The organism is candidate division TA06 bacterium (assembly GCA_016208585.1).
Classification (GTDB): domain Bacteria; phylum Edwardsbacteria; class AC1; order AC1; family EtOH8; genus UBA5202.
In genome coordinates this window covers 1-20,705 of record JACQXR010000085.1, presented here as the reverse complement: position 1 = coordinate 20,705, position 20,705 = coordinate 1, and the positions used below count along the sequence as shown (strand labels likewise).

Annotated in this window: 27 protein-coding genes and 1 tRNA gene; 20 read left to right on the top strand and 8 right to left on the bottom strand. The window is 50.2% G+C overall.

The window, feature by feature from the left end:
* Window positions 1–314: 314 nt before the first annotated feature.
* From HY768_06565 to HY768_06535, 7 genes are all read right to left on the bottom strand, one after another.
* A complete protein-coding gene (locus tag HY768_06565) occupies window positions 315–569 on the bottom strand; it encodes a type II toxin-antitoxin system HicB family antitoxin (protein ID MBI4726871.1) in 255 nt (84 codons plus the stop codon).
* 34 nt (window positions 570–603) lie between these two features.
* Window positions 604–1,260 carry a phosphatidylserine decarboxylase family protein gene (locus tag HY768_06560; protein MBI4726870.1) on the bottom strand — a complete coding sequence of 219 codons (657 nt, stop codon included), beginning with the start codon at window positions 1,258–1,260 and terminating at the stop codon, window positions 604–606.
* A 244-nt stretch (window positions 1,261–1,504) separates the two neighbouring features.
* On the bottom strand, window positions 1,505–2,722 hold the full coding sequence (locus HY768_06555) for a sensor domain-containing diguanylate cyclase (GenBank protein MBI4726869.1): 1,218 nt from the start codon (window positions 2,720–2,722) through the stop codon (window positions 1,505–1,507).
* A 25-nt stretch (window positions 2,723–2,747) separates the two neighbouring features.
* Window positions 2,748–4,043: an adenylosuccinate lyase gene (locus tag HY768_06550; protein MBI4726868.1), complete on the bottom strand. Its 1,296-nt coding sequence runs from the start codon at window positions 4,041–4,043 to the stop codon at window positions 2,748–2,750.
* Window positions 4,044–4,108: 65 nt separating this feature from the next.
* Window positions 4,109–4,582 (bottom strand): dihydrofolate reductase, encoded by a 474-nt coding sequence (locus HY768_06545; protein ID MBI4726867.1) that lies wholly within the window; start codon window positions 4,580–4,582, stop codon window positions 4,109–4,111.
* Window positions 4,579–5,442, bottom strand: a complete 864-nt coding sequence (gene thyA / locus HY768_06540; GenBank protein ID MBI4726866.1) for a thymidylate synthase — start codon at window positions 5,440–5,442, stop codon at window positions 4,579–4,581. Before thyA ends, HY768_06545 begins: the two co-directional genes overlap by 4 nt.
* Before the next feature lie 159 nt (window positions 5,443–5,601).
* Window positions 5,602–6,231 carry a Crp/Fnr family transcriptional regulator gene (locus HY768_06535; protein MBI4726865.1) on the bottom strand — a complete coding sequence of 210 codons (630 nt, stop codon included), beginning with the start codon at window positions 6,229–6,231 and terminating at the stop codon, window positions 5,602–5,604.
* 439 nt (window positions 6,232–6,670) lie between these two features.
* On the opposite strand from HY768_06535, the gene ispE reads away from it, so the two are divergent.
* From ispE to mltG, 20 genes are all read left to right on the top strand, one after another.
* A complete protein-coding gene (gene ispE / locus HY768_06530) occupies window positions 6,671–7,576 on the top strand; it encodes a 4-(cytidine 5'-diphospho)-2-C-methyl-D-erythritol kinase (protein ID MBI4726864.1) in 906 nt (301 codons plus the stop codon).
* A 217-nt stretch (window positions 7,577–7,793) separates the two neighbouring features.
* Window positions 7,794–8,102, top strand: a complete 309-nt coding sequence (locus HY768_06525; GenBank protein MBI4726863.1) for a septation protein SpoVG family protein — start codon at window positions 7,794–7,796, stop codon at window positions 8,100–8,102.
* Window positions 8,103–8,448: 346 nt separating this feature from the next.
* Window positions 8,449–8,523 (top strand) — tRNA-Gln (locus HY768_06520).
* Window positions 8,524–8,732: 209 nt separating this feature from the next.
* Window positions 8,733–9,788 carry a DNA methyltransferase gene (locus HY768_06515; GenBank protein ID MBI4726862.1) on the top strand — a complete coding sequence of 352 codons (1,056 nt, stop codon included), beginning with the start codon at window positions 8,733–8,735 and terminating at the stop codon, window positions 9,786–9,788.
* A complete protein-coding gene (locus tag HY768_06510) occupies window positions 9,785–10,942 on the top strand; it encodes a hypothetical protein (protein MBI4726861.1) in 1,158 nt (385 codons plus the stop codon). Before HY768_06515 ends, HY768_06510 begins: the two co-directional genes overlap by 4 nt.
* A gap of 95 nt (window positions 10,943–11,037) precedes the next feature.
* Window positions 11,038–11,370, top strand: a complete 333-nt coding sequence (locus tag HY768_06505; GenBank protein ID MBI4726860.1) for a hypothetical protein — start codon at window positions 11,038–11,040, stop codon at window positions 11,368–11,370.
* 170 nt (window positions 11,371–11,540) lie between these two features.
* The gene (locus HY768_06500; protein ID MBI4726859.1) at window positions 11,541–12,470 is read left to right on the top strand and encodes a ribose-phosphate pyrophosphokinase; all 930 of its coding nucleotides are present in this window, start codon (window positions 11,541–11,543) and stop codon (window positions 12,468–12,470) included.
* Window positions 12,471–12,542: 72 nt separating this feature from the next.
* Window positions 12,543–13,223 carry a 50S ribosomal protein L25 gene (locus tag HY768_06495; GenBank protein MBI4726858.1) on the top strand — a complete coding sequence of 227 codons (681 nt, stop codon included), beginning with the start codon at window positions 12,543–12,545 and terminating at the stop codon, window positions 13,221–13,223.
* A 15-nt stretch (window positions 13,224–13,238) separates the two neighbouring features.
* Window positions 13,239–13,835 carry an aminoacyl-tRNA hydrolase gene (locus tag HY768_06490; GenBank protein MBI4726857.1) on the top strand — a complete coding sequence of 199 codons (597 nt, stop codon included), beginning with the start codon at window positions 13,239–13,241 and terminating at the stop codon, window positions 13,833–13,835.
* A gap of 26 nt (window positions 13,836–13,861) precedes the next feature.
* A complete protein-coding gene (rpsF, locus tag HY768_06485) occupies window positions 13,862–14,203 on the top strand; it encodes a 30S ribosomal protein S6 (GenBank protein ID MBI4726856.1) in 342 nt (113 codons plus the stop codon).
* Between the two features lie 68 nt (window positions 14,204–14,271).
* On the top strand, window positions 14,272–14,724 hold the full coding sequence (locus tag HY768_06480) for a single-stranded DNA-binding protein (GenBank protein ID MBI4726855.1): 453 nt from the start codon (window positions 14,272–14,274) through the stop codon (window positions 14,722–14,724).
* A 41-nt stretch (window positions 14,725–14,765) separates the two neighbouring features.
* Window positions 14,766–15,167: a single-stranded DNA-binding protein gene (locus HY768_06475; GenBank protein ID MBI4726854.1), complete on the top strand. Its 402-nt coding sequence runs from the start codon at window positions 14,766–14,768 to the stop codon at window positions 15,165–15,167.
* 156 nt (window positions 15,168–15,323) lie between these two features.
* Window positions 15,324–15,584, top strand: a complete 261-nt coding sequence (locus HY768_06470; GenBank protein MBI4726853.1) for a 30S ribosomal protein S18 — start codon at window positions 15,324–15,326, stop codon at window positions 15,582–15,584.
* A 26-nt stretch (window positions 15,585–15,610) separates the two neighbouring features.
* Entirely contained in the window at window positions 15,611–16,054 is a 444-nt protein-coding gene (locus HY768_06465) for a 50S ribosomal protein L9 (GenBank protein MBI4726852.1), read from the top strand.
* Window positions 16,036–16,509, top strand: coding sequence for a PTS sugar transporter subunit IIA (locus tag HY768_06460; GenBank protein ID MBI4726851.1), 474 nt, complete (start codon window positions 16,036–16,038; stop codon window positions 16,507–16,509). The genes HY768_06465 and HY768_06460 overlap by 19 nt, the downstream gene beginning before the upstream one ends.
* An 18-nt stretch (window positions 16,510–16,527) precedes the next feature.
* Window positions 16,528–16,881, top strand: a complete 354-nt coding sequence (locus HY768_06455) for a hypothetical protein (protein ID MBI4726850.1) — start codon at window positions 16,528–16,530, stop codon at window positions 16,879–16,881.
* Window positions 16,882–16,916: 35 nt separating this feature from the next.
* Window positions 16,917–17,108: a 50S ribosomal protein L28 gene (locus tag HY768_06450; GenBank protein ID MBI4726849.1), complete on the top strand. Its 192-nt coding sequence runs from the start codon at window positions 16,917–16,919 to the stop codon at window positions 17,106–17,108.
* A 79-nt stretch (window positions 17,109–17,187) separates the two neighbouring features.
* The gene (locus HY768_06445) at window positions 17,188–17,694 is read left to right on the top strand and encodes an NUDIX hydrolase (protein ID MBI4726848.1); all 507 of its coding nucleotides are present in this window, start codon (window positions 17,188–17,190) and stop codon (window positions 17,692–17,694) included.
* Window positions 17,675–18,112 carry a Holliday junction resolvase RuvX gene (ruvX, locus tag HY768_06440; protein ID MBI4726847.1) on the top strand — a complete coding sequence of 146 codons (438 nt, stop codon included), beginning with the start codon at window positions 17,675–17,677 and terminating at the stop codon, window positions 18,110–18,112. Before HY768_06445 ends, ruvX begins: the two co-directional genes overlap by 20 nt.
* Entirely contained in the window at window positions 18,099–19,103 is a 1,005-nt protein-coding gene (gene mltG, locus HY768_06435; GenBank protein ID MBI4726846.1) for an endolytic transglycosylase MltG, read from the top strand. The genes ruvX and mltG overlap by 14 nt, the downstream gene beginning before the upstream one ends.
* Before the next feature lie 134 nt (window positions 19,104–19,237).
* On the opposite strand, the gene HY768_06430 is transcribed toward mltG, so the two are convergent.
* Window positions 19,238–20,638, bottom strand: coding sequence for a T9SS type A sorting domain-containing protein (locus HY768_06430; protein ID MBI4726845.1), 1,401 nt, complete (start codon window positions 20,636–20,638; stop codon window positions 19,238–19,240).
* Between the last annotated feature and the right edge of the window lie 67 nt (window positions 20,639–20,705).

Sequence of the window (20,705 nt, the reverse complement as noted above, 5' to 3'; positions counted from 1 at the left end):
ATAAATGTTGATTTTCCGTAAAGAGAGGAAGCCAGGCTTCCAATGATAGCATAGGGGATATCATATTTGGTGAAGGCGGATGCTAATTTAAGGAGGGTCTTTTCAAACCCAGAGGGAATAAAAAGGGAGTTTAATGCCATAATTTTACCATAATTTTACTGGACTTACCCCGTTTTTCAGAGGTTAAGGGATTTGGTATGGTTAGGACTAAATCCCCTTTCACCATATAAGGATGCTTACTGCCCTGATACGGGCCTTCAAATTTCAATTGACGCAGCCGTTGAACAAATATTGCCCACTTAACAGGAGTAAGCTTAGCCATAGGCAGCTACCTTTTCCAATTCTTTAATCTGTCTCTTGCCCAACTGGGGTATCGCCAGACCCTTTCTTAGACGAACCAAAATCCAGCCATCAATTACATCGGCAAGATTTTCGCGGCATTCCTCCAATGTTTTCCCTTGCGCCCATACCCCTTTAAGTTCCGGCACTTCCCCATAAAACGGCTCATCATCATCGATGATTTCATATCTGGCCCGTCGAAAGGCTTCCTGGATGTATTCCATAATCATTTTAATCTCCTTTCCTTATCGGATTGAAATATTTCTACTGCATTGACTGCATCTCTCCAATGATAGAAACCCCGCCCAGAACCCTATCCCCCACCTTCACATTGACCTTGGTCCCCAGCGGCAGCAGCAGGTCTATCCGGGAGCCGAATTTCATCAGTCCCATCCTCTGTCCGGCAATTACAGAGTCCCCGAGCTTGGGATAGCAGACCACCCGGCGGGCCAGAATACCGGCGATCTGCTTCATTAAAATTTTCCCATAAGCACTCTCTATTCCCAGATGCATCTGCTCGTTGGCCAGCGAGGCCTTTCCCTCAAAGGCCGGCAGGAATTTGCCGGGATGGTACTGCTGGTATATTACTTTTCCCGTAACCGGTATCCGGTTGATGTGGACGTCCATCGGCGATAAAAAGATGCTGACCTGCAAAACCTTCTGTTTATGGAGAAAAGCATCTTCGGTCTCCCGGACAATCACCACCTTGCCGTCGGCCGGCGAGGCTAACTGCCCCGGTTCAAAACTGCCGCTGCGGGCCGGGTCGCGGAAAAAAAACAGCATGAACAAAAACACCAGGCCGAAACCCAGGGTCAGGTAAAGCAGGGGCGCCCCGCGCCAGAATATCCAGGCGGCCAGGGCAACAGCGGCCAGCAAAAAGGCTATGGCGATGGTGGCAAAACCCTCGGGTGCGATCTTCATGTGTTGACAAACCGTTTTCTAAACTAAATGAATATTGAAATGAGCTTGGGCAAATCCTAAATACGAATACCGCCACCGCTGCAGCCACCGCCACAGCGTGTTAAACGGGGTGCCGCTGTTGCGGTAAAATCCTAAATAATTATGAATTAAAAATTCCCGAAACCCAAAATTGATTTTGTTTTATGGAATTTTGGTCATTTGCATTTGTTTGAGATTTCGGGTTTTGATATTCGGATTTTACCGCCTAGGCTGTCTCTTCGGAAATGTTTTTGATGATCACGCTGCCGCCCTTGGCTTGGGCCTCGGCCAGTTTTTTGGCGGCGGAATCGAACATCTCGGCCATGGTGAATCCGTCGTCGGGGAAGGTCATCACCGCCAGCGTCACGGTCAGGCTCTGGGAGGCAAAAGCCTGGTCAATGGTGGACAGCGCTTCCTCGATGATCTTCTTTATTTTTTCGGCGAACTGCACCGCCTGGACCCGCTCGGTCTCCAGCAGGGCCACCGCGAAAGAATCCTCGGACATCCGGCAGGGAATGTCGATCTTGCGGACGCACTCGTTAAGCAACGCCCCTACTTTGGCCAGCACCTTTTCGGCGGCCTGGGTGCCGTTGGCTTCGGCAAAGGTCTTGAAGTTGTCCAGGTCCAGCAGGGTAAAGGAAAGCTTGTGGCCGAAACGTTTGGAGCGTGACAACTCGGCCTGAGCCCGTTCCTCAAAATAACGCCAGTTGAACAGATCGGTCATTCGGTCCTTGGTATACAGCTGATCGAACATCCGGGCGTTCTCCATGGCCATGGACCCCAGGCTTTGGTAGATCATCAGCATGTTGCGCTCCTCCTTGGCCCGCTGGGTTATTTTACCGATGGATACCAGGCCCAAAAGGACATTGTGCTGCACCAAGGGCAGGCACAGCACCGGAGCGATCCCGCTTTCCTTAGTGGCCTCGATATGCTGTTTGATCAGATTGCTTTCAGTAGCAAAATCTTCCTTAGTCATCACTAACCTTTTGGCTGCGGTGTGCCCCAGGTAGCCGTTGCCGACCTTAAGGTTCAACGACCTGGCCGTTTTTTCATCCACCCCGATCTGGGCGGCGGCAGCCAGCGCATGGCCGTCATCCTCCGGTTTAAAGAATATCAGTTCTTCAGCGTCGAACAGTTGCTGGGCGATCCGCAGCAGCAACGGCGGCAGTTTTTCCTGCTCGATATTCCCGCTTAAGGTCCGGGCCAGCTCTAACAGCACCATGAACACCCGGGTCCTTTCGTTCTTCTCCTTTTCCAGGGTGGCCATGTTGGTCTTCAGGTTCTGGACCAGATCGCTCTGGCGCCGGTCCTCTATTTGAAGCCGGGCCAGCCGCTCCTGGGCTTCCTTCAGGCCGGCCGTTTTCTTGCCGGCCCCGCCGCTGCTGACCAGAAAAAGGACCAGAAACAGGGCGGCCAGGGCAAAGGCTATTATGGTCATGGACATGATTCATCCTCCTGAAAAATGAAGCTCACCGGAGCCCTATTCTTTGGTAAATATAGTCAACGTTGCGCAGAAATTTATTTATATTGAATATCTCTTCCATTTCCGTTCGGCTGATATTCCGGCTGATCTCCCCGTCCTTTAACGCCAGCTCTTTCAGCGATCCTCCCTGTTCCCAGACCCGCATGGCGTTCTTCTGGACTGCGACGTAGGCCTGTTCCCGGGTCAGACCCTTGTCCACCAAGGCCAGCAGCAGGGCCTGGGAAAAGATCAGCCCGCCGGAAGCTTCGATGTTCTTCAGCATCCTTGGGGGAAAAACGTTCAGTCCCTCGATCAGCCAGACCGCCTTGTTAAGCATGTAATCCAGGGCGATGGCACTGTCGGGGATTATCACCCGCTCGGCCGAGGAATGGGAAATGTCGCGTTCGTGCCAGAGGGCCACGTTCTCCAACCCCACCTGGGCGTTGCCCCGGACCAGCCGGGCCAGGCCGCAAATGCGTTCGCAGATGATGGGGTTTTTTTTATGGGGCATGGCCGAAGAGCCTTTTTGTCCCTTGGCGAATGGCTCCTCGGCTTCCCGGATCTCGGTCCGCTGCAGGTGGCGGATCTCCAGGGCTATCTTTTCCAGGCTGGCGGCGATCACGGCCAAGGTGCACAAATACTCGGCATGCCGGTCGCGCTGGACGATCTGGGTGGAGACCGGCTCCGGGGTCAAGCCCAGTTCCCGGCAGACGAACTCCTCCACTTTGGGGTCAATGTGGGCGAAAGTGCCCACCGCCCCGGAGATCTTGCCGCAGGCCGCCGAATCAACTGCTCTCTGCATCCTGTCGGTATTGCGCAGGGCCTCCTGCCACCACAGGGCGAACTTAAGCCCCAGGGTGATGGGCTCGGCGTGGATCCCGTGGCTCCGGCCCATCATTATGGTGTTCTTGTGCTCCAAGGCTTTCCCCTTTAGGGCCGCCGCAAGTTTTTGCAGGTCTTCCAAAATGACCTGGCCGGCCTCCTTCATCAGCGCGGCCCAGGCGGTGTCCAGCACGTCGGACGAGGTCATGCCCAGATGCACGTAGCGCGAGGACGGTCCGATATGTTCCGAGAGGTTGGTCAAAAAGGCGATCACATCGTGGTGGACCTCGGCCTCGATCTGGTTGATCCTTTCCACTTGGAACCGGGCCTTGGCTTGGATGTTTTTAAGGTCGCTGTCCGGGATATTGCCCAATTGAGCCTGGGCCTGGCAAGCCAAAAGCTCCACTTCCAGCCATTTCTGGAATTTGTTCTGTTCGCTCCAAATGGTCTTCATTTTGGGAAGGGTATAACGTTCGATCATTTTAAAAAATATATAGTTGATATTATCAATCGACGGCTTGGTGTTATGTAAGAACAGAGGTTGTGCTATTTCCGCCGGTACCCAATATGGGTGAACTCCGGATACTCCTTCGTTTCAGTTTCCTGCCACCGGTTCAGGTCAAATTCCGGGAAATAAGTATCGCCTTCAAAATCTTGCTTGACCCAGGAGACATGCATCTGGTCTGCCATTGCCAGGGCCTGTTGGTAAATGCTGGCCCCGCCGATGAAAAATATGTCCCGGCCAAAACCTTCCGCTTTTTTCACTGCTTCTTCAAAAGTCGGGCAGACTGTTGCTCCCGGTAGTTCTTTGACGGTGGCACTGACTATGATGTTGTTCCTCTGCGGCAGGGGTTTGCCGATGGAATCGTATGTGGTGCGGCCCATGATCACCGTGCCGCCCAGGGTAAGTTTTTTAAAGAGTTTCAGGTCAGCCGGAATGTGCCAGGGCATTTTACCGTTCAGGCCGATCACCCGGCCGCGGGTCATGGCCACGATGATTATCTTTTCCGGCCCGCTCATACCGCCAGGGCGAACTTGATTCCCGGATGCGGGTCGTAGCCTTCCAAACTGATGTCAGAAGATGTGAGTTCAAAGAAAGGCTTGGCGGCGATATGGACATTGGGCAGTTTCTTCGGCTCCCGGGTCAGCTGTTGTTTAAGCCCTTCGATATGATTGGCGTAAATATGGGCGTCGATGATGGCGTGGGCAAACCGGCCGGGCTTAAACCCGGTCTCTTGGGCCAGCATCATGTTCAACAGCGAATAGCAGGCCAGGTTGAAGGGGATCCCTAAGGCTACATCCCCGGAACGCTGGGTCAGGTGGCAGTTCAGGCGCTCGCCGATGACATTGAAGCAGAAGGTATAATGGCAGGGCGGCAGTTTACTCTCGGCGGCGTTCCCGGGATGCCAGGCCGTGACCACCATCCGCCGCCGGTTGGGGGTGGCCGGGTTTTGTTTTATCTCTTTTAAGATGTCTCTGATATAGCGGATCTGGTCGAATACCCTGTCCCCGGTCTCGGGATCTTGTGTGACCCAGCGGCTGCCCCACTTCTCGCCCTCGGCTGCTTTGGAAGGAACCGGAAACCTGCGCCAGAACCTGCCATAGGCCGTTTCCAGCCGGCCTTCGCCGTCGGCCCAGGCGTCCCAGATCCTGGTTTTTTCCCGGAGTTCCCTGATGTGGGCCTGGCCGCTTAAATACCAGAAAAGCTCGTGCAGCATGGCTTCAAAATTGACCTTCTTGGTGGTCAGCAAAGGAAAGCCCTTTTGCAGATCTACCTGGTAGAAACAGGCGAAGCAGCTCAAAGCATCCACCCCGGTGCGGTTCTTCTGCGCCGTCCCGTTGTCTAGTATATGTTTTACTAGATCCAGATATTCCTGCATGAATTCCAGTCGCAATTAAAATTTTATCGAAATACTTTACCCCGGAAACACTGAAGCCTGAAAGGAAAACTTGAAACATCAATAATCTCAGCACTTCCCTTATACATTTATACATTTCAGTGCTTTTGGCATTTCCGCGTTTCCGTGGTTGGTTCCCTATCAGGAGGAGAATTTTTCCTTGAGGGTGATGTATCTCAGGTACTCGTCGATGTCGCTGAGGCTGGGCATTATCAGCTTGCGGTCTTCGATCTTGATCAGGTTTAGGCTCAAAAGTTTCTTGATGATCTCCTCGGTCTTGAAGGCCTCCATCCCTACCATCCCGCCCAGGGTGTTGTAGTCGTAGGGAAAATCTATCACCACGCCGTCCGGAGTGTTGGCCCCCCGTTCCTTGGCCATGGACACCAGCATGGCCACCACCCTTCTCATCTCGTCGCGGATCAAAAGGAACTCCACCTGCTTGTTGGTCTCCCGCAAGCGGCGGGACATGGTCTCCAGCACGTAGGCGATCATGGGATTGTTCTTGAGCTGGGAGTTAAAGGCCTCCCGGTCCACTATCAGCAGCTTGGTCTCCTCGATGGCCGTGGCCGCGGCCGAGCGGGGGCTGCCGTCGATCACCGCCATCTCGCCGAAGAAATCGCCCTCCTTGAGCACCGCCAGGGTCTTCTCGATGGTTCCGGCCGAGCGGGTGATCTTTATCTTGCCGGAGCGGATGAGGAACATCTCATCGCCGGGATCGCCCTGTTTGAATAGCAGCTCTCCGGCTTTAAGCGATTTTGTAACGTTATACAAGTCAACGAGTAACAACGACGTTTTTTGTTCACGAAAAAGCCCCGGTAGGTCGCATTAAAATTATCAGTGAGCATCGCAAAAGACGCCGTATACCCCGCCACGGCGGGGAGGCATAAATGATAAAGCGCAACGCGGGCCTGCTGTAGCTTTAGCGTAAGCATGGCCAGGATAATTTTACGCGACGAGCTTTTTTCTTTTTGGTTCTTTTTATGGAGCCTGCCCTGAGCAAGCCAACCTGCCTTGCAAACGAAGGGGCGGCACAAAAAAGAAAAAGAACATAAATAACCTTTTGGTTCCGGCTTGTCCGGGTTAGGTAATTGCCTTTATTTTTATAAACATTAAATATACCATTATCAAAAAAATAATTCAAGACTAAAAGTAAAAATAAAGGTAAAAATAAATCTTTAAGTTTGATCCGGAATGTTGTATAATATTTTTTATGCTGTCATCAATCCGGCTAAAAGCCTACGCCAAGCTCAACCTTCATCTTGAAGTGCTGGACAAACGGCCCGACGGGCGCCACAACCTGCGGTCCATCTTCCATTTGGTCTCGCTGTGCGACGAGCTGGAGTTTCAGCCTTTGGAGAACGGACGGATCGTTCTAACCTGCAACAACGGGCGCCTGCCGGTTAACGAAAAGAATTTGGTGGTCAAGGCCGCCAGGCTGCTGCAGGAAAAGGTGAGATCTTCCGGGAGCATTGCCGGCGGTCTTTCTCAGGATGACAAGCTTCCCGGGGCAAGAATCACCTTGAACAAGAACATCCCGGTCGGGGCGGGCTTGGGCGGCGGGTCTTCGGATGCCGCGTCCGCCCTGCTGGGCCTGGCTGGGCTCTGGGGCATGGAGATTAGCGATATGGAACTCCACCGTCTGGCCCTTTCCCTGGGCTCGGACGTCCCGTTCTTTTTAAGGGGCGGCACCGCCCTGGTCACCGGCCGGGGAGAAAATATAAAACCTTTGGACTGGGGGCAAATTTATCATTTCGTGATCGTCTATCCCGGATTCGGGGTTTCCACCGCTTGGGCCTATAAAAACCTTAAAATATCATTGACAAAAGGGTCAGAATTTAGTAAAATAATTGTTTCTGATTCTCTATCGGAACCCGACCCCGGACAGCTGACCAAGCTCCTCCTCAACGACCTGGAAAAAGCGGTGATGCCTTCGCACCTTCTGATAGCGGAGATCAAGCAGCGACTGGTTCAACAAGGGGCCCTGGGCGCCCTGATGTCCGGCAGCGGTTCCTCGGTCTTCGGGATCTTTTGCGATGCCGAAGCCTCCCGCCAGGCCGTTTCAAAGTTGAAACCGCAATGGCCCTGCTGCTTTTACGCCATCAGCCAAAAATCCTAAAAGAAGTTTATCCTAAAAACAATGAGTCCCCTGTAAAAAGCACCATTTACGATTTTCAGACTATTAAAAATGTATCCCTTGCATAAAATAATCGCACTAGGGTCAAGTAGAAAAGCCGTTTTTCAGTGAAGGCACATCACTACCTTTTTACAATGAACTCAACAATACAAAGCGAATTCATCCACCAAGCTATTAACGGACGAAAAGGATAACTTGCATGAAGATCACCGAGATCAAGGTTTCGCTGCGGCAGAAGGACAACGGCAAGCTTTTGGCCTTTGCCAACGTCACGTTCGACAACGCCTTTGCGGTGCGCGGCATCAAGATCATCCAGGGGATCAACGGGCCCTTCATTGCCATGCCCAGCCGCAAGATGACCGACGGCACTTACAAGGACATCGCCCACCCCATCAACGCCGAGACCCGGCTGATGCTGGAAAAATCAATTCTGGACGAATATCACAAGGCACTTAAGGACGGCGGCTCCAAACCCGCCGAAACCGAGATCCCGTCCGAAGAGAAATAACAGGAATGATCCTTTCCCCGCTAAAGGCATGCCCTGAGCCGTGCCGAAGGGGCACGAAAAATATTTTTTATCCCGATTTTCTCTCGTGAATTTAGCGGGCAAATATAATAATTGACAGTAGGTCGCTGCGTCACTGGCCGAAATGGTCCAGAGACATCTCCATGCGGCTTACCAAGCTTGACTCTTTCAAGCGGCCTGGTGTCAATTTTTTATTGCCCCAGGATTTTTGCCACAAAGCGATGCACTGAGTTTATCGAAGTGGCACTAACACAAAGACACCACTAATATATCTTTCCACTTTTTCCATTTTTTTGTTAATTGATATTTTGTTCATTGTTAATTGTATTCGGGGGTCGTCCAATTGGTAGGACACCAGCCTTTGGAGCTGAGAACCAGGGTTCGAGTCCCTGCCCCCGAGCCAGTCAATACAATCCACTGCACTTAAAAGAAGTGGTTAACAGTGCAGGGGATTAAAGATATAGTTTAAGGTGAAAAATGAAAAAAAGAGTAAGGTATAAGCAAAAAAGACATAAACAACTTTTTGTAAAAGAAGGAGTACCCTCAACCATTACTTATCAACAGGGTAATGATAGGGTTGATTGGAGAAAAGAGACTATCATAAACCAAGATATGTTTTTAGAAGTTTTAGCAAAAATAGAAGAAATTAACGAAAGCATTAAACTGAGATTAGAAACTAAAAAAATTATTGATATTATTCAGAATCCAAGAAAGGATAATATCGGTATATTAAATATTTTATCCAATGGTGGAACTGCAAAAGTCAAAAAAGATATTCTGTTAGAAGACCTAACCCAAATAGCAGATGCTCAGACTATGGAAAGAGCAAAATATTATATTAACCGATTAAAAAAGGGATTAACAGAAGTTAAGAGCAGTAAAATCAATGATTTAAATCTTAATCGCTGGAAAGAATATGACGATATCCTTACAGAAAGTTTATGGATTTTAGATAAAAGAAATAAGTCTGGAGCGCATAACGCAGGTTATTGGGGTAATTTTATTCCACAAATCCCGAACCAGTTTCTAAGGAGGTATACAAAGCAGGGCGAGTGGGTTTTGGATGCTTTTTTAGGAAGCGGAACAACTTTAATTGAGTGTAAGAGATTAGGGAGAAATGGAATAGGGGTTGAATTGTTACCTGAAATAGTTGAATTAGCAAATAAAAATATCTCCAATGAAAAAAATAGTTTTAATGCTAAAACAGAGGTGATAAATGCAGACAGCACAGAATTAAACTTTAAAAAAGAATTAGAAACGAGAGGAATAAAATCTATCCAATTCTTAATAATGCACCCACCTTATTGGAATATCATAAAATTCAGTAATAATAATAAAGATTTATCAAACGCTAAAACCATGGAAGAATTTTTAAATCTTTTTGGTAAGATTGTAGACAACACATATGATGTTCTTGATAAAGGTAGATATTTTGCAGTAGTTATCGGAGATAAATATTCAAAAGGCGAATGGGTACCCTTGGGATTTTACACTATGAACGAAGTTTTAAAAAGAGGATATATGTTAAAATCTGTTATAGTTAAAAATTTTGAAGAAACAAAGGGAAAAATGAATCAAAAAGAACTCTGGAGATACAGAGCTTTAGTTGGCGGTTTTTATATTTTTAAACATGAATATATTTTGCTTTTTAAGAAAGTAAAAAAATGACAACACATGTTTTTATAGTAAATGAATCATCGTTTCCAATACACCTGGAATATTTGTTTGCAGGGACTGGGGCAGCAGACGCTAATGATCATATCGGGCTCCTTTCAGATATTAAAAGAGTCAGAATAGGAGATAGGGTTATATTCTATTTAGAAACCAAAGAAAGTTCCGGTATAGATGGCGGATTCTTTGGCATATTTAAAATTGCGAATATAAATCCCATTGTTATTCAAGACTCGGGTAATCCGACTTATCTTGAACAGCAACTAGGTAAAAAACTAATTTATAGAGTGAGGATTGACCCAGCAGATGTATATTCAAAAGGAGTTGTGGAATATCAGGCCCTTGATAACTTACCAGTATATGCTAAAGAAATACTTTGGAGCCTAATATACAGGAAATTAAAGGGGCAAAGAGGATGTACTCCATTGACAATCGAAGAGTCTGATCGTCTCATAGATATGATACAGCGTGCTAATAACAACCGGCCTTTACGGTATAATAATTCAGATGGTTTTACTTATAATGCATCAAGTCAAGAGATTAAGGTTGTCTCGAATGGAAGAAAGCGATATGCAGGCGCGACAAATCCTGCGACTCCTATTCTTCCTCAAATTCTGAAACTTGCAAATAGTAGTAGGGCATTTGAAATTCATCTACAAGCATATTTTACAGAAAATTCCGGGTTGAATGTAAATCAAACCCTTGATACAATCACAGATCCTGCAAGCCAAATCATTTGGTTAGGTAACGAAGTAAAGTGTGGAGTTGGAATGCGAAGTATAGATATATTTTCAATTATCAATCTGCCTCGTAATATTCGACAGTATAAAATAATGGAGCTCAAAGATGAACAAGTTACCCCGACTATTACTCGTCAAATATTCAAATATATAAATTGGACTAGTCAATATATAAATGGGGCAATAAATGCGAATATTCAACCTATTGTTGTGGCGCGAGAAATTCCAAATTCTGGTAATAACAGGTTAAGAAGAAAGAAATTGGACTCAAATGGGAATCCAACCACTTTTTGGCAAGAAATCCGAGATGCGTTTAATGTATTTAATGCAAAAAATCTTGCTATGCCAATACTTTATTATGAATATAATTTTGTGAGAAATAATATTGTATTTACACAAGTCAGATATTAATGTGACATCTGTTCTTTCATTTTGTTGAATTCTTGTATTTGTATTGACGGTTCTTTTATATTAAGAAGCGGTCTTAATCGACGTTCCGAGAAGAATTGGAGCGCTTTCTGGTCCTGAAGTGCAAGGAGTTCTTTCTGGATTTCGGGTGCCAGTTTCAAGAATGCCATTATCTGGCTGACTCTGGTTCTGGTAATGCCCATTTCACGGGCTATATCGGACTGGGTCTTGATAAATGGGTCCTTGAAGAGATTCTCGTAGCGTCTGGCTTCCAGGAGAGGAGATTCATATATCCTTGGGAGCTTGACAGGTGGCCTGCCGATTCCGATAAATACTCTGCGATTTCGGATTTCCTGGTAGATATTGAACTCCTGCCACCATGGAATATCTTCGCAGTGAATAGGAGATACGCGGAGCCAGACACGATATAGTACTAATCAGAGCGGATACTTGTGGTGAGTGTAGCCGAACCAATAGTAGACTTTTCCCCACCGAAACACGCTAAATACACTAATTATATTGGATTTAAAAGAAACCGGAATGTCTACTAATATACGCTCCCATTAGTAATTCTAATTTTAAACTGATATTTTGAACGAGCATGAAGATCTTTTCAGGCACCGCCAACCCTTGGCTGACCAAAGATATCTGCAAGGCCTTGCGCCAGCCCATAGGCGACTGCACCATCAGCCGTTTTTCGGACGGGGAGCTCCGGGTCAAGATCAACGAGAACATCCGCGGGGCCGATGTTTTCATCGTCCAGCCCACCTTCTCCCCCGGCGACAACCTGATGGAGCTGCTGATCATGATCGATGCCGCCAAACGGGCTTCGGCCAAACGGATCACCGCCGTCATCCCCTACTTCGGCTACTCCCGCCAGGAGCGCAAGGACCAGCCCCGGGTGCCCATCTCGGCCAAATTAGTGGCCAACCTGATCACCGTGGCCGGAGCCAACCGGGTGCTGACCCTGGACCTCCATGCCGAACCCATTCAGGGCTTTTTCGATATCCCGGTGGACCACCTTTACGCCTCGCCAGTGCTGATCAGCCATTTTGTGAAACATAAGCTCAAGGACCTGGTGGTGGTCTCTCCCGATACCGGCGGCGTGCCCCGGGCCCGGGCCTTTGCCAAGCGGCTGGGAAACGATACGCCCCTGGCCATAATTGATAAAAGGCGGCCCGGCCCCAACCGGATCGAGATCCTTAATGTGGTGGGCGATGTGACCGGCAAAAACTGTCTGATAGTTGATGATATCATGGATACCGCCCGGACCGTCAGCGAAGTGGCCGTAATCCTGAAAAAGAACGGCGCCAAGGACATCTACGCCTGCGCCACCCACGGAGTGCTCTCCGGCAGCGCCATTGATTCCCTGGAACGCTCGCCAATAAAGGAAATGGTTCTCTCCAACACCATCCCCCTGACCCCCGATAAAAGGATCGCCAAGATCAAGGTGCTTTCCATCGCCAAGTTGCTGGCCGAGGCCATCCGGCGCATTCACCAGGAAAAATCGGTCAGCTCGCTGTTCGTTTAAAGTTTAGGCCGGTGCCGAACCCCATAAAGGAATAACTACAAAACAATAGAATAAGGAAAGACCACTGCAAACATGAACGAAGTAAATTTGACAGCCCATCGCCGGCAGGAGACCGGCAAACAGCGGGTCAAAAAAATGCGCCGGGGGGGACAGATTCCGGCGGTGCTTTACGGACACGGCCAGCCGGCTCTTTCCCTTTTTATCAACTCGGCCGATCTGATTCCCCTGTTCAAACTGGCCTCCCACGACAACGTGATCATCAACCTGGATTTGGCCGATGACAAAAAACAACTTAAGGCCCTGCTTCGCCAGGTGCAGACCGAGCCTTTGAAAAATACCCTGCTGCACATGGATTTTCAGGAAATTCTGCTGACTGAAAAGATCCGGATCAACGTGCCCATCGTCCTCACCGGCGAGCCCACCGGCGTCAAGAACGAAGGCGGCGGACTGGAGCAGACCCTGCACTCGGTGGAGCTTTCCTGTCTGCCCACCGATATCCCGGAAAAGATCGTGGTTGATGTCTCGGGGCTGAAACTGGGGCAGACCTTGCATATTTCCGACATCAAACTGGAAAAAGCCGAACTGCACGGCTCTCCCACCCAGCCGGTGGCCAGCGTGCTGGCCCCGCGGGCCGAGCCCGAGCCGGTGGCTGCCGATGGCGCTGTGGCCGCTGTAGCCGCTGTAGCCGAGAACGCTCCCAAGGAGCCGGAACTGGTAGCCAAGAAAAAGAAGGAGTCTGAGGAAGAGGTTTAGGCCTGATCCTCCCTTATGCATTCCTCAGCTTCAGGCAAAAAAACGAACATCTGGTGTCTGGCCGGACTGGGCAATCCCGGCCGGGAATACAGCCAAACCCGTCACAATTTGGGATTCATGGTCCTGGACCTGCTGGTGGAACAGCTTAAGTTCAGCTGGAAAAGGCGGGCTTTGTATTCCTGCGCCGGCGATGCCAGGCGCGGACTGTTTCTGATAAAACCCCTGACCTTCATGAACCAAAGCGGACTGGCCGTGGCCAAGGCCTTAAGCTATCAAAAAATCCCAGCCTCCCGCCTGCTGGTAATCTGCGATGATGTCAACCTGCCGCTGGGAAAAATCCGGATCAGGGCCAGGGGCTCTGATGGAGGGCATAACGGCCTCAAGTCCATCATCAAGCACTTAAGCAGCCAGGATTTCGCCAGGCTGCGGCTGGGCGTGGGCCCGGTCCCCGAATCCCTGGAGATGGCCGATTTCGTGCTCTCCAGCTTCGCCAAAGCGGAAAGATCAGAAGTCGGATTAATGACCGGACAGGCGGCAAAGACAGCCACTGAAGTGATCCGGGCCGGGGTGGACAAGGCCATCATCAACTTAAATCAGCAAAATATATCCTAAACCAATACCGGGGAGTTTAAACAAAATTGAACGCCTACGAAACAGTTCTGATCATCGATCCGGCGGTTGACGAGGCCGGGGTGGACAAACAAGTGGAAAAATACTCCGCGCTGATCAAGAGCCATCAGGGAGAAATAGCCCTGGTGGAAAAATGGGGCCGCCGCAAAATGACCTACCCCATCAACAGCCGGCGGGAGGGTTTTTACGTCTGCCTCCAGTTCACTTCGCCGGCTACCCTTCCGGCCGAGATTAACCGCAACATCCGTCTGGACGAGAGCATCATCAGGCACCTGACCATCAAAGGGCATGCCTCCAGCGTGATGACCGTGGCCGCTCCGGTGGAAGTCCCCAAACCCGCCAAAGCCTGACCTAGCGGCATTCACCTGGTTATAATAACACCCGATATTTATATTACAATTAGTAAGGATCAAGTATCATGTCAGAATTACGTTTAGCCGATTTGAACCGTGTTTTCATGGTCGGCCGCCTCACCAAGGACCCCGAGCTTAGGCAGACCACCAACGGAACCAGCGTGGCCAACTTTACCATCGCTCTCAACCGGCGCTACAAAAGCGCTACCGGCGAATGGAAGGATGAGGCCACCTATGTGGGAGTGGTGGCCTGGCAAAAGCTGGCCGAGCTCTGCAAACAGTATCTGGCCAAGGGCCGGGCGGTGCTGGTGGAAGGAAAACTTCAGAACCGCAACTGGGAGACCGAGGACGGGCAAAAGCGCAGCATCATCGAGATCCGGGCAGACCGGATCGAATTTTTGGACCGCGAATCCCGTTCCGCCGCCGCAACCGGGGCTACCGGATCAGAATCAGGACCCGATCCGGTCGCCAACGAAGAACCGGCCATCAGCAAGAGCGACGATGACCTTCCCTTTTAGAATATTCAATTGAACTGTACCAATAACCGGAGCATTATTATATGACTGAGCTTAAGATCCCTAATCTGAACCGGGTGCTGATGGCCGGCAGGCTGACCCGCGATCCCGAACTGCGTTTTACCCCCAACGGCACCGCCGTCTGTAATTTTTCCCTGGCCTTAAACCGCCGTTTTAAGGACCAGGCCGGGAACTGGCAGGACGAGCCTACTTTTGTCAACGTGGTGGCCTGGCAGAGCGCGGCCGAGAACATCGGCAAACACCTGCATAAGGGCAGTCCGGTGCTGGTGGAAGGCCGCCTGGAAAGCCGCTCCTGGGAGACTGAGACCGGGCAAAAGAGGAATTCTCTGGAGGTCCGGGCCGACAACGTCAGGTTTTTGGAGCGTTTTGAATCCACCGCCTCCGCTCCGACCTCCGAGGAGCCGTCGGAATCGCCCGATATCTGAATAAGTGAATGGCTATGGCCTTACGGCCATAGCATCTTTGTCCTGATTTCAGACTTCGTCCGTCCTGCTTTGCAGGATTCACTACATCTACGCCCTTACGGACATAGTATTACGTTGGTAGAATAAATATACCCTAAACCGCCTTAAAGGATTGTCATGAGAGAACCCCGAGAAAGACGAGACCCCAATGCTCCTTCGCGGATCATGCGCCGCAAGGAATGCAAATTCTGCCAGGACAAGGCCGAACTGATAAACTACAAGGACGATAAAAAACTGCGTCATTTCATGACCGAGCGCGGCAAAATCGTGCCCCGGCGCATCTCCGGCAACTGCGCCAGGCACCAGCGGCTCTTGAACGACGCCATCAAAAGGGCCCGCCACCTGGCGCTGCTGCCCTTCGTCACTGAACACCGTTAATATAATCTTGCAGAAGTGAAATAACAATGAAAGTAATTTTGACTCAGGATATACCGTCTTTGGGCGTAAAGACCCAGGTGGTGGAGGTCAAGCCGGGTTACGCCCGCAATTACCTTCTGCCCCAGGGCAAAGCCATGCTGGCCGGCGCCGGCAACCTCAAGCAGCTGGAACGGAAGATTCAGGCCGAGGCCCTCAGCCTGTCCCGCAAGAAAAATGAAGCCGAAGAGCAGGCTAAAAAGCTCAATGAGATCTCCTGCACCGCCGCCGTCCAGGCCGGCGAAGACGAGAAGCTTTTCGGCTCGGTTACCGCCGCCGACATCTCCGAACTTCTGGCGGCCCAAGGCGTGAAACTGGACAAACGCAAACTGATACTGGAACAGCCCATCAAAATGCTGGGCGTCTATAACATTCCCATTAAACTTCATCCCGAAGTGGAGGCCAATATAAAACTATGGGTAGTGCGCCAATAAACTTAAGCGACATTTTAAAGCCCGAGCAGATCAACCTTCACCTGAAGGCCCAAAGCCGCGACGGGATACTCAAGGAATTAGTGGGCCAGACCTCGCTGGGCGAAAAGGCCCAGCACATGTTGTTGGTTAACCTTAAACAGCGGGAAGAACTGGGATCCACCGGCATCGGCAAAGGCGTGGCCATCCCCCACTGCCGTTCCCTGCTTTTGAACTCACTTTCCCTGATAGTGGGCCGGTCCAAGAACGGCGTGGACTTTGATGCCATCGACAGAAAAACCTCCCGCCTCTTCTTTTTGATCATCGCCCCGCCCCACGATCCCCAGAACCAGTACCTGATCGTTCTGGGCAAGATCGCCCAGCTGGCCAAAGGATTGACTTCCAACGACTCCCTGTTCACGGCGGATACCCCCGAAGAATTTATTTTCCGGATGGACGAACTGGAAAAAAAACTTTAAAACACGGAAGCTGATAAAATGATACATCCTCAATTGGAGTTGCTGGTAACCCTTCACGACCTGGAATTGATGATCAAAGAATCCACCGAAGAAGCCAACAAGCAGGAAGCCATGGGCTTTAAAATAGAAGTTAGCCAGGACCATCTCAACCAAGCCCTGTCCGAGATTGAAAAACAGGTGGACCCGGAGATACTGAACCGCTATAAAAAACTCAAACAAAAATACGGACGCCCGGTGGTGCCGGTCATCAACGGGGTTTGCTGCGGCTGCTACATCATGATGCCGACTTCCCAGGCCACCAATACCAAAAGGAACCAGACCATCACCAACTGCGGCAACTGCGGACGGTTTTTATACTGGCCGGCAGTATAGTTTTCATGGTAATTTTTAAAACAAGGAGAGATCCATTGGGTAATATTTGCGAAATCTGCGGCAAGGGCGTCAGCTTCGGTCATACCGTCAGCCATGCCCACAACGTAGGGCCCCGGCGCTGGAACCCCAATCTGCATACCGTTCACGCTTCGGTGGCAGGCAAGACCAAAAAACTGGATGTCTGCACCCGCTGCCTGCGGTCCGGTAAAATTCAAAAGGCAAAATAGTCCTGCACTTAAGTTTAAAAAGGCTGCTGGAATTGATACCCGCAGCCTTTTTACAATAATATCCATTTGTTATTGAATCATGATTTATAAGCATTGTCCCAGCTGTGGTTCTCATCTTAACCCAGCCCTGCTTGACGGTCATCGCCGCCAAACTTGCCCCGACTGCGGCTTCGTTTACTACCGCAACCCGGCCCCGGCCGCCGGCTGCATCATATTGCTTCAGGGCAAGCTGCTTCTGGTCCGCCGCAAGTATCAGCCCCACCAAGGGGATTGGTGCCTGCCCTCAGGTTTCATGGAATACGGGGAATCTCCCAAGGCCTGCGCCAGGCGCGAGATATTCGAGGAGACTGGTTTAAGGATCCGTACCGGGGAATTGATCGGCGTTTACAGCGGAACCGACGATCCCCGCACCCAGGCCGTGCTGATAGTTTACCTGGGTATCGCTCAGAACGGAGATTACCGGCCCGGGGATGACGCCAGCGCCATAAAACTTTTCCCGCGCGACAGGCTGCCCGAGAACATAGCCTTCAAGGCCCATGCCCAAGCCATAAGGGATTTTTGCCGATATGCCGGAATCAAAGCCTAATGGCAGGATATTGGCCCTGGACCTGGGCCGGCGCCGGGTGGGTTCCGCCGTCAGCGACGAACTGGGCATCACAGCCCAGGGACTGGAGTGCTTTGAGATCCGGGGCCGGCAGGGCCTGCTGGCCAGAATAAAAGAGTATCAGCAGAGATTCCCCATCACCGCCATCGTGCTGGGCAAGCCATCCCATCTGGACGGCTCCCCCACCGGCCTCAGCCGGATGGTGGAAGAAACCAAAATATTCCTGGAGCGGAGACTGCAGCTTCCGGTGCACCTGTATGATGAAAGGTTCACCAGCAAGATCGCCCAGCAAAGCCTGCACCAGTCGGGAATAAAGCTTAAGAACAACAAATGCCTCTTGGACAAAACGGCAGCCACCATAATCCTTACCGATTATTTAAAAGACCATGCAGCCAGCTAAAAAATACATTGCCGGATTGGCCATTTTCCTGATAGCCGTCGCTTTGGGGACCATCGGCTGCCTGCTGTTCTTCGTCTCTCCCCCGGCCGACACCGGCTGGCAAAGCCAGATAATCACCATCACCAAGGGACAATCCACCACCCGCATTGCCTATAACCTCTACCAAAAAGGGGTGATCAGCAGCCCCCGCAGTTTCAAATTCTTATCATCCTTGATGGGCCTCAACCAAAGCCTCAAGGCCGGACGCTACAAATTTGAATGGCCGCTATCTTCCTGGGAAGCCCTCCAGCAGCTTTACCGGGGCACCAACCTTTACAACCAAGTGACCATCCCCGAAGGCCTGACCATGGCCCGGATCGCCGGCCTGCTGCAGTCCGCCACCGGCAATGACAGCCTAGAATTGATGGCTGCCTTTACCAATAAGGATTTTGTCAAAAGACTCAATGTTTCAGCCCCGGGCCTGGAAGGATATTTGTTTCCCGACACCTACTCTTTTGAATGGGAGACCCCGGCGGATAAGATCGCGGCCTTGATGCTGGAACATTTCCAGTTGCAGATCCCTCCAGCCTGGCACCAGGAGCTGAAAAAACAGCGCCGCACCCTGCACCAAGCGGTGATCATGGCTTCGCTGGTGGAAAGCGAGGCCCAAGTGGACTCGGAACGGGCGGTGGTCGCCTCGGTCTTTTACAACCGGTTGAAGCTGAAGAAGCCTTTGGAATCCTGCGCCAGCATAGAGTACATCCTGCCCCGTCATAAGAATGCCAGGCTGACCTACGCCGACTTGGAGATCAAGTCGCCTTACAATACTTATAGGCGCATCGGTCTCCCTCCCGGCCCCATCTGCAATCCTGGCCGGAAGTCGCTGGAGGCGGCGGTCTACCCCGCCCGCACCGATTATCTTTATTTTGTGGCCAAGGGCGACGGGGGGCATATATTCAGCCGGAGTTTAAGGGAACATATAAACGCCAAGAACCGGGTGCAGCAAAAGTGACAAGAACAAACCCTATAGGACACTGATTGACACTGATTTTTAATATTCAATAGACTATAAAAGCCGCCCCGCAGTTTGCGGGGCGGCTTTTATACTTGGCACAGATAAATCTTAACCGACAGATGAACGTCCCTTTACTTTAGCTTTATCAGCTTTTTGGTGGCCTGTTTGTCCCCGGCTTGCAGTTGGTAGAAATATATGCCGTTGGAGACTTGCTGGTTATTCCGGTCTCTACCGTCCCAGGTTACGGACCCCTCCCTTCCCTCCCTGTTGCGGAGAGAGTTTGAATTTTCGTCTATTAGTGTCTTGACTAATTGCCCGGCTACGTTATAAACCTTCAAACTAACATTACCCGCTTGGGGTATTTGGTATTTGATGGTTGTTGCATGGCTAAATGGATTAGGGCTATTCTGCACCAGCCTTAACGGTATCCTCTGTATACTGTCCCCGGGCATCCCCTCCACGCCCGTAGAAGTATTATATTTAATAGTTAGATAGTCATAGTTCGCGCCGTTGGAAGAAACTCCGGTCACATAAAGATTTCCCGAGCCATCAACCGCACAGCCAAACGCCGCATCAACGCTATTGTCAGGGCCGTTATACCGGAGGGTCCATATTGTATCCCCAGTAACTGGATCATATTTAATAGTAAGGTAGTCAGCGTTTACGCCATTGTATGTATATCCTACGACATAAAGATTTCCAGAACCATCAACCACACAGGCAGCATTACTATAAGATGAGCCGGGGTAATAACGCGCGGTCCATAGTGTATCTCCGGTATCTGCATTATATTTAATGGTTAGATAGTCGGGGTAGGAATACCCGGTTACATACAGGTTTCCTGAATCATCAACCGCGCAAGCATGGGCATAACTACCGCCAATGACCGAGCCATCAAATATCCTGGTCCATATCGTATCACCAGTAGCTGTATTGTATTTTATTGTCAGGTAGTTATAATTCACACTATCCTCGGCGGCAATTAATTGTGTTACTAATGTCCGTTGTGCTTTATATATAAGGTAGTCGTTGGTGCCATTATAATTTGATTCTCCGACCACATAAAGGTTTCCCGCACTATCAACCGCACAAGCATAGGCATAACCATCGCAACTGACCGGGCCGTTGTAACTGCGGGTCCACACCGTGTCACCGTTAATTGCATTGTATTTAATTGTGATATCTGCGGAACCAGAATGTCCGGTTACATAAAGATTTCCCAAACCATCAACCGCACACCCATAAGCTCCATCGGCACTTTTATTAAATCTCCGGGTCCAGACTGTATCGCCAGTAACAGGATTATATTTAATAGTAAAGATGTCGTCGTTGGAACCATTGTAGGATTCTCCACTCACATAAACATATCCAGAATCATCCAATGCGCAGGCTTGCGCCTCATCATTGCTATTTGCCGAACCGTTATATCGAGCAGTCCAGAGGGTGTCGGGCGGCTGGGCATAAACTTTTTGCGTCATGCCAAACGCCAAAAGCAATGTTACAAATGCGAAGATGAATTTTGACCGTTTCATGTCCTTTTCTCCTTTTGGTTGTGGTTTTTGGTTTGTTTTATTTTCACTCGATGACAGGTCTGCCGCG

What these genes read in the sequence shown, in the direction of transcription:
- HY768_06495 (MBI4726858.1), top strand. Translation starts at nt 12,543, where the DNA reads ATGAACGAAGTAAATTTGACAGCCCATCGCCGGCAGGAGACCGGCAAA.
- HY768_06565 (MBI4726871.1), bottom strand. Translation starts at nt 569, where the DNA reads ATGATTATGGAATACATCCAGGAAGCCTTTCGACGGGCCAGATATGAA.
- ruvX (MBI4726847.1), top strand. Translation starts at nt 17,675, where the DNA reads ATGCCGGAATCAAAGCCTAATGGCAGGATATTGGCCCTGGACCTGGGC.
- thyA (MBI4726866.1), bottom strand. Translation starts at nt 5,442, where the DNA reads ATGCAGGAATATCTGGATCTAGTAAAACATATACTAGACAACGGGACG.
- HY768_06465 (MBI4726852.1), top strand. Translation starts at nt 15,611, where the DNA reads ATGAAAGTAATTTTGACTCAGGATATACCGTCTTTGGGCGTAAAGACC.
- HY768_06550 (MBI4726868.1), bottom strand. Translation starts at nt 4,043, where the DNA reads ATGATCGAACGTTATACCCTTCCCAAAATGAAGACCATTTGGAGCGAA.
- HY768_06480 (MBI4726855.1), top strand. Translation starts at nt 14,272, where the DNA reads ATGTCAGAATTACGTTTAGCCGATTTGAACCGTGTTTTCATGGTCGGC.
- HY768_06500 (MBI4726859.1), top strand. Translation starts at nt 11,541, where the DNA reads ATGAAGATCTTTTCAGGCACCGCCAACCCTTGGCTGACCAAAGATATC.
- mltG (MBI4726846.1), top strand. Translation starts at nt 18,099, where the DNA reads ATGCAGCCAGCTAAAAAATACATTGCCGGATTGGCCATTTTCCTGATA.
- HY768_06560 (MBI4726870.1), bottom strand. Translation starts at nt 1,260, where the DNA reads ATGAAGATCGCACCCGAGGGTTTTGCCACCATCGCCATAGCCTTTTTG.
- HY768_06470 (MBI4726853.1), top strand. Translation starts at nt 15,324, where the DNA reads ATGAGAGAACCCCGAGAAAGACGAGACCCCAATGCTCCTTCGCGGATC.
- HY768_06490 (MBI4726857.1), top strand. Translation starts at nt 13,239, where the DNA reads ATGCATTCCTCAGCTTCAGGCAAAAAAACGAACATCTGGTGTCTGGCC.
- HY768_06460 (MBI4726851.1), top strand. Translation starts at nt 16,036, where the DNA reads ATGGGTAGTGCGCCAATAAACTTAAGCGACATTTTAAAGCCCGAGCAG.
- HY768_06555 (MBI4726869.1), bottom strand. Translation starts at nt 2,722, where the DNA reads ATGTCCATGACCATAATAGCCTTTGCCCTGGCCGCCCTGTTTCTGGTC.
- HY768_06510 (MBI4726861.1), top strand. Translation starts at nt 9,785, where the DNA reads ATGACAACACATGTTTTTATAGTAAATGAATCATCGTTTCCAATACAC.
- HY768_06515 (MBI4726862.1), top strand. Translation starts at nt 8,733, where the DNA reads ATGTTTTTAGAAGTTTTAGCAAAAATAGAAGAAATTAACGAAAGCATT.
- HY768_06455 (MBI4726850.1), top strand. Translation starts at nt 16,528, where the DNA reads ATGATACATCCTCAATTGGAGTTGCTGGTAACCCTTCACGACCTGGAA.
- HY768_06545 (MBI4726867.1), bottom strand. Translation starts at nt 4,582, where the DNA reads ATGAGCGGGCCGGAAAAGATAATCATCGTGGCCATGACCCGCGGCCGG.
- HY768_06445 (MBI4726848.1), top strand. Translation starts at nt 17,188, where the DNA reads ATGATTTATAAGCATTGTCCCAGCTGTGGTTCTCATCTTAACCCAGCC.
- HY768_06430 (MBI4726845.1), bottom strand. Translation starts at nt 20,638, where the DNA reads ATGAAACGGTCAAAATTCATCTTCGCATTTGTAACATTGCTTTTGGCG.
- HY768_06525 (MBI4726863.1), top strand. Translation starts at nt 7,794, where the DNA reads ATGAAGATCACCGAGATCAAGGTTTCGCTGCGGCAGAAGGACAACGGC.
- ispE (MBI4726864.1), top strand. Translation starts at nt 6,671, where the DNA reads ATGCTGTCATCAATCCGGCTAAAAGCCTACGCCAAGCTCAACCTTCAT.
- HY768_06475 (MBI4726854.1), top strand. Translation starts at nt 14,766, where the DNA reads ATGACTGAGCTTAAGATCCCTAATCTGAACCGGGTGCTGATGGCCGGC.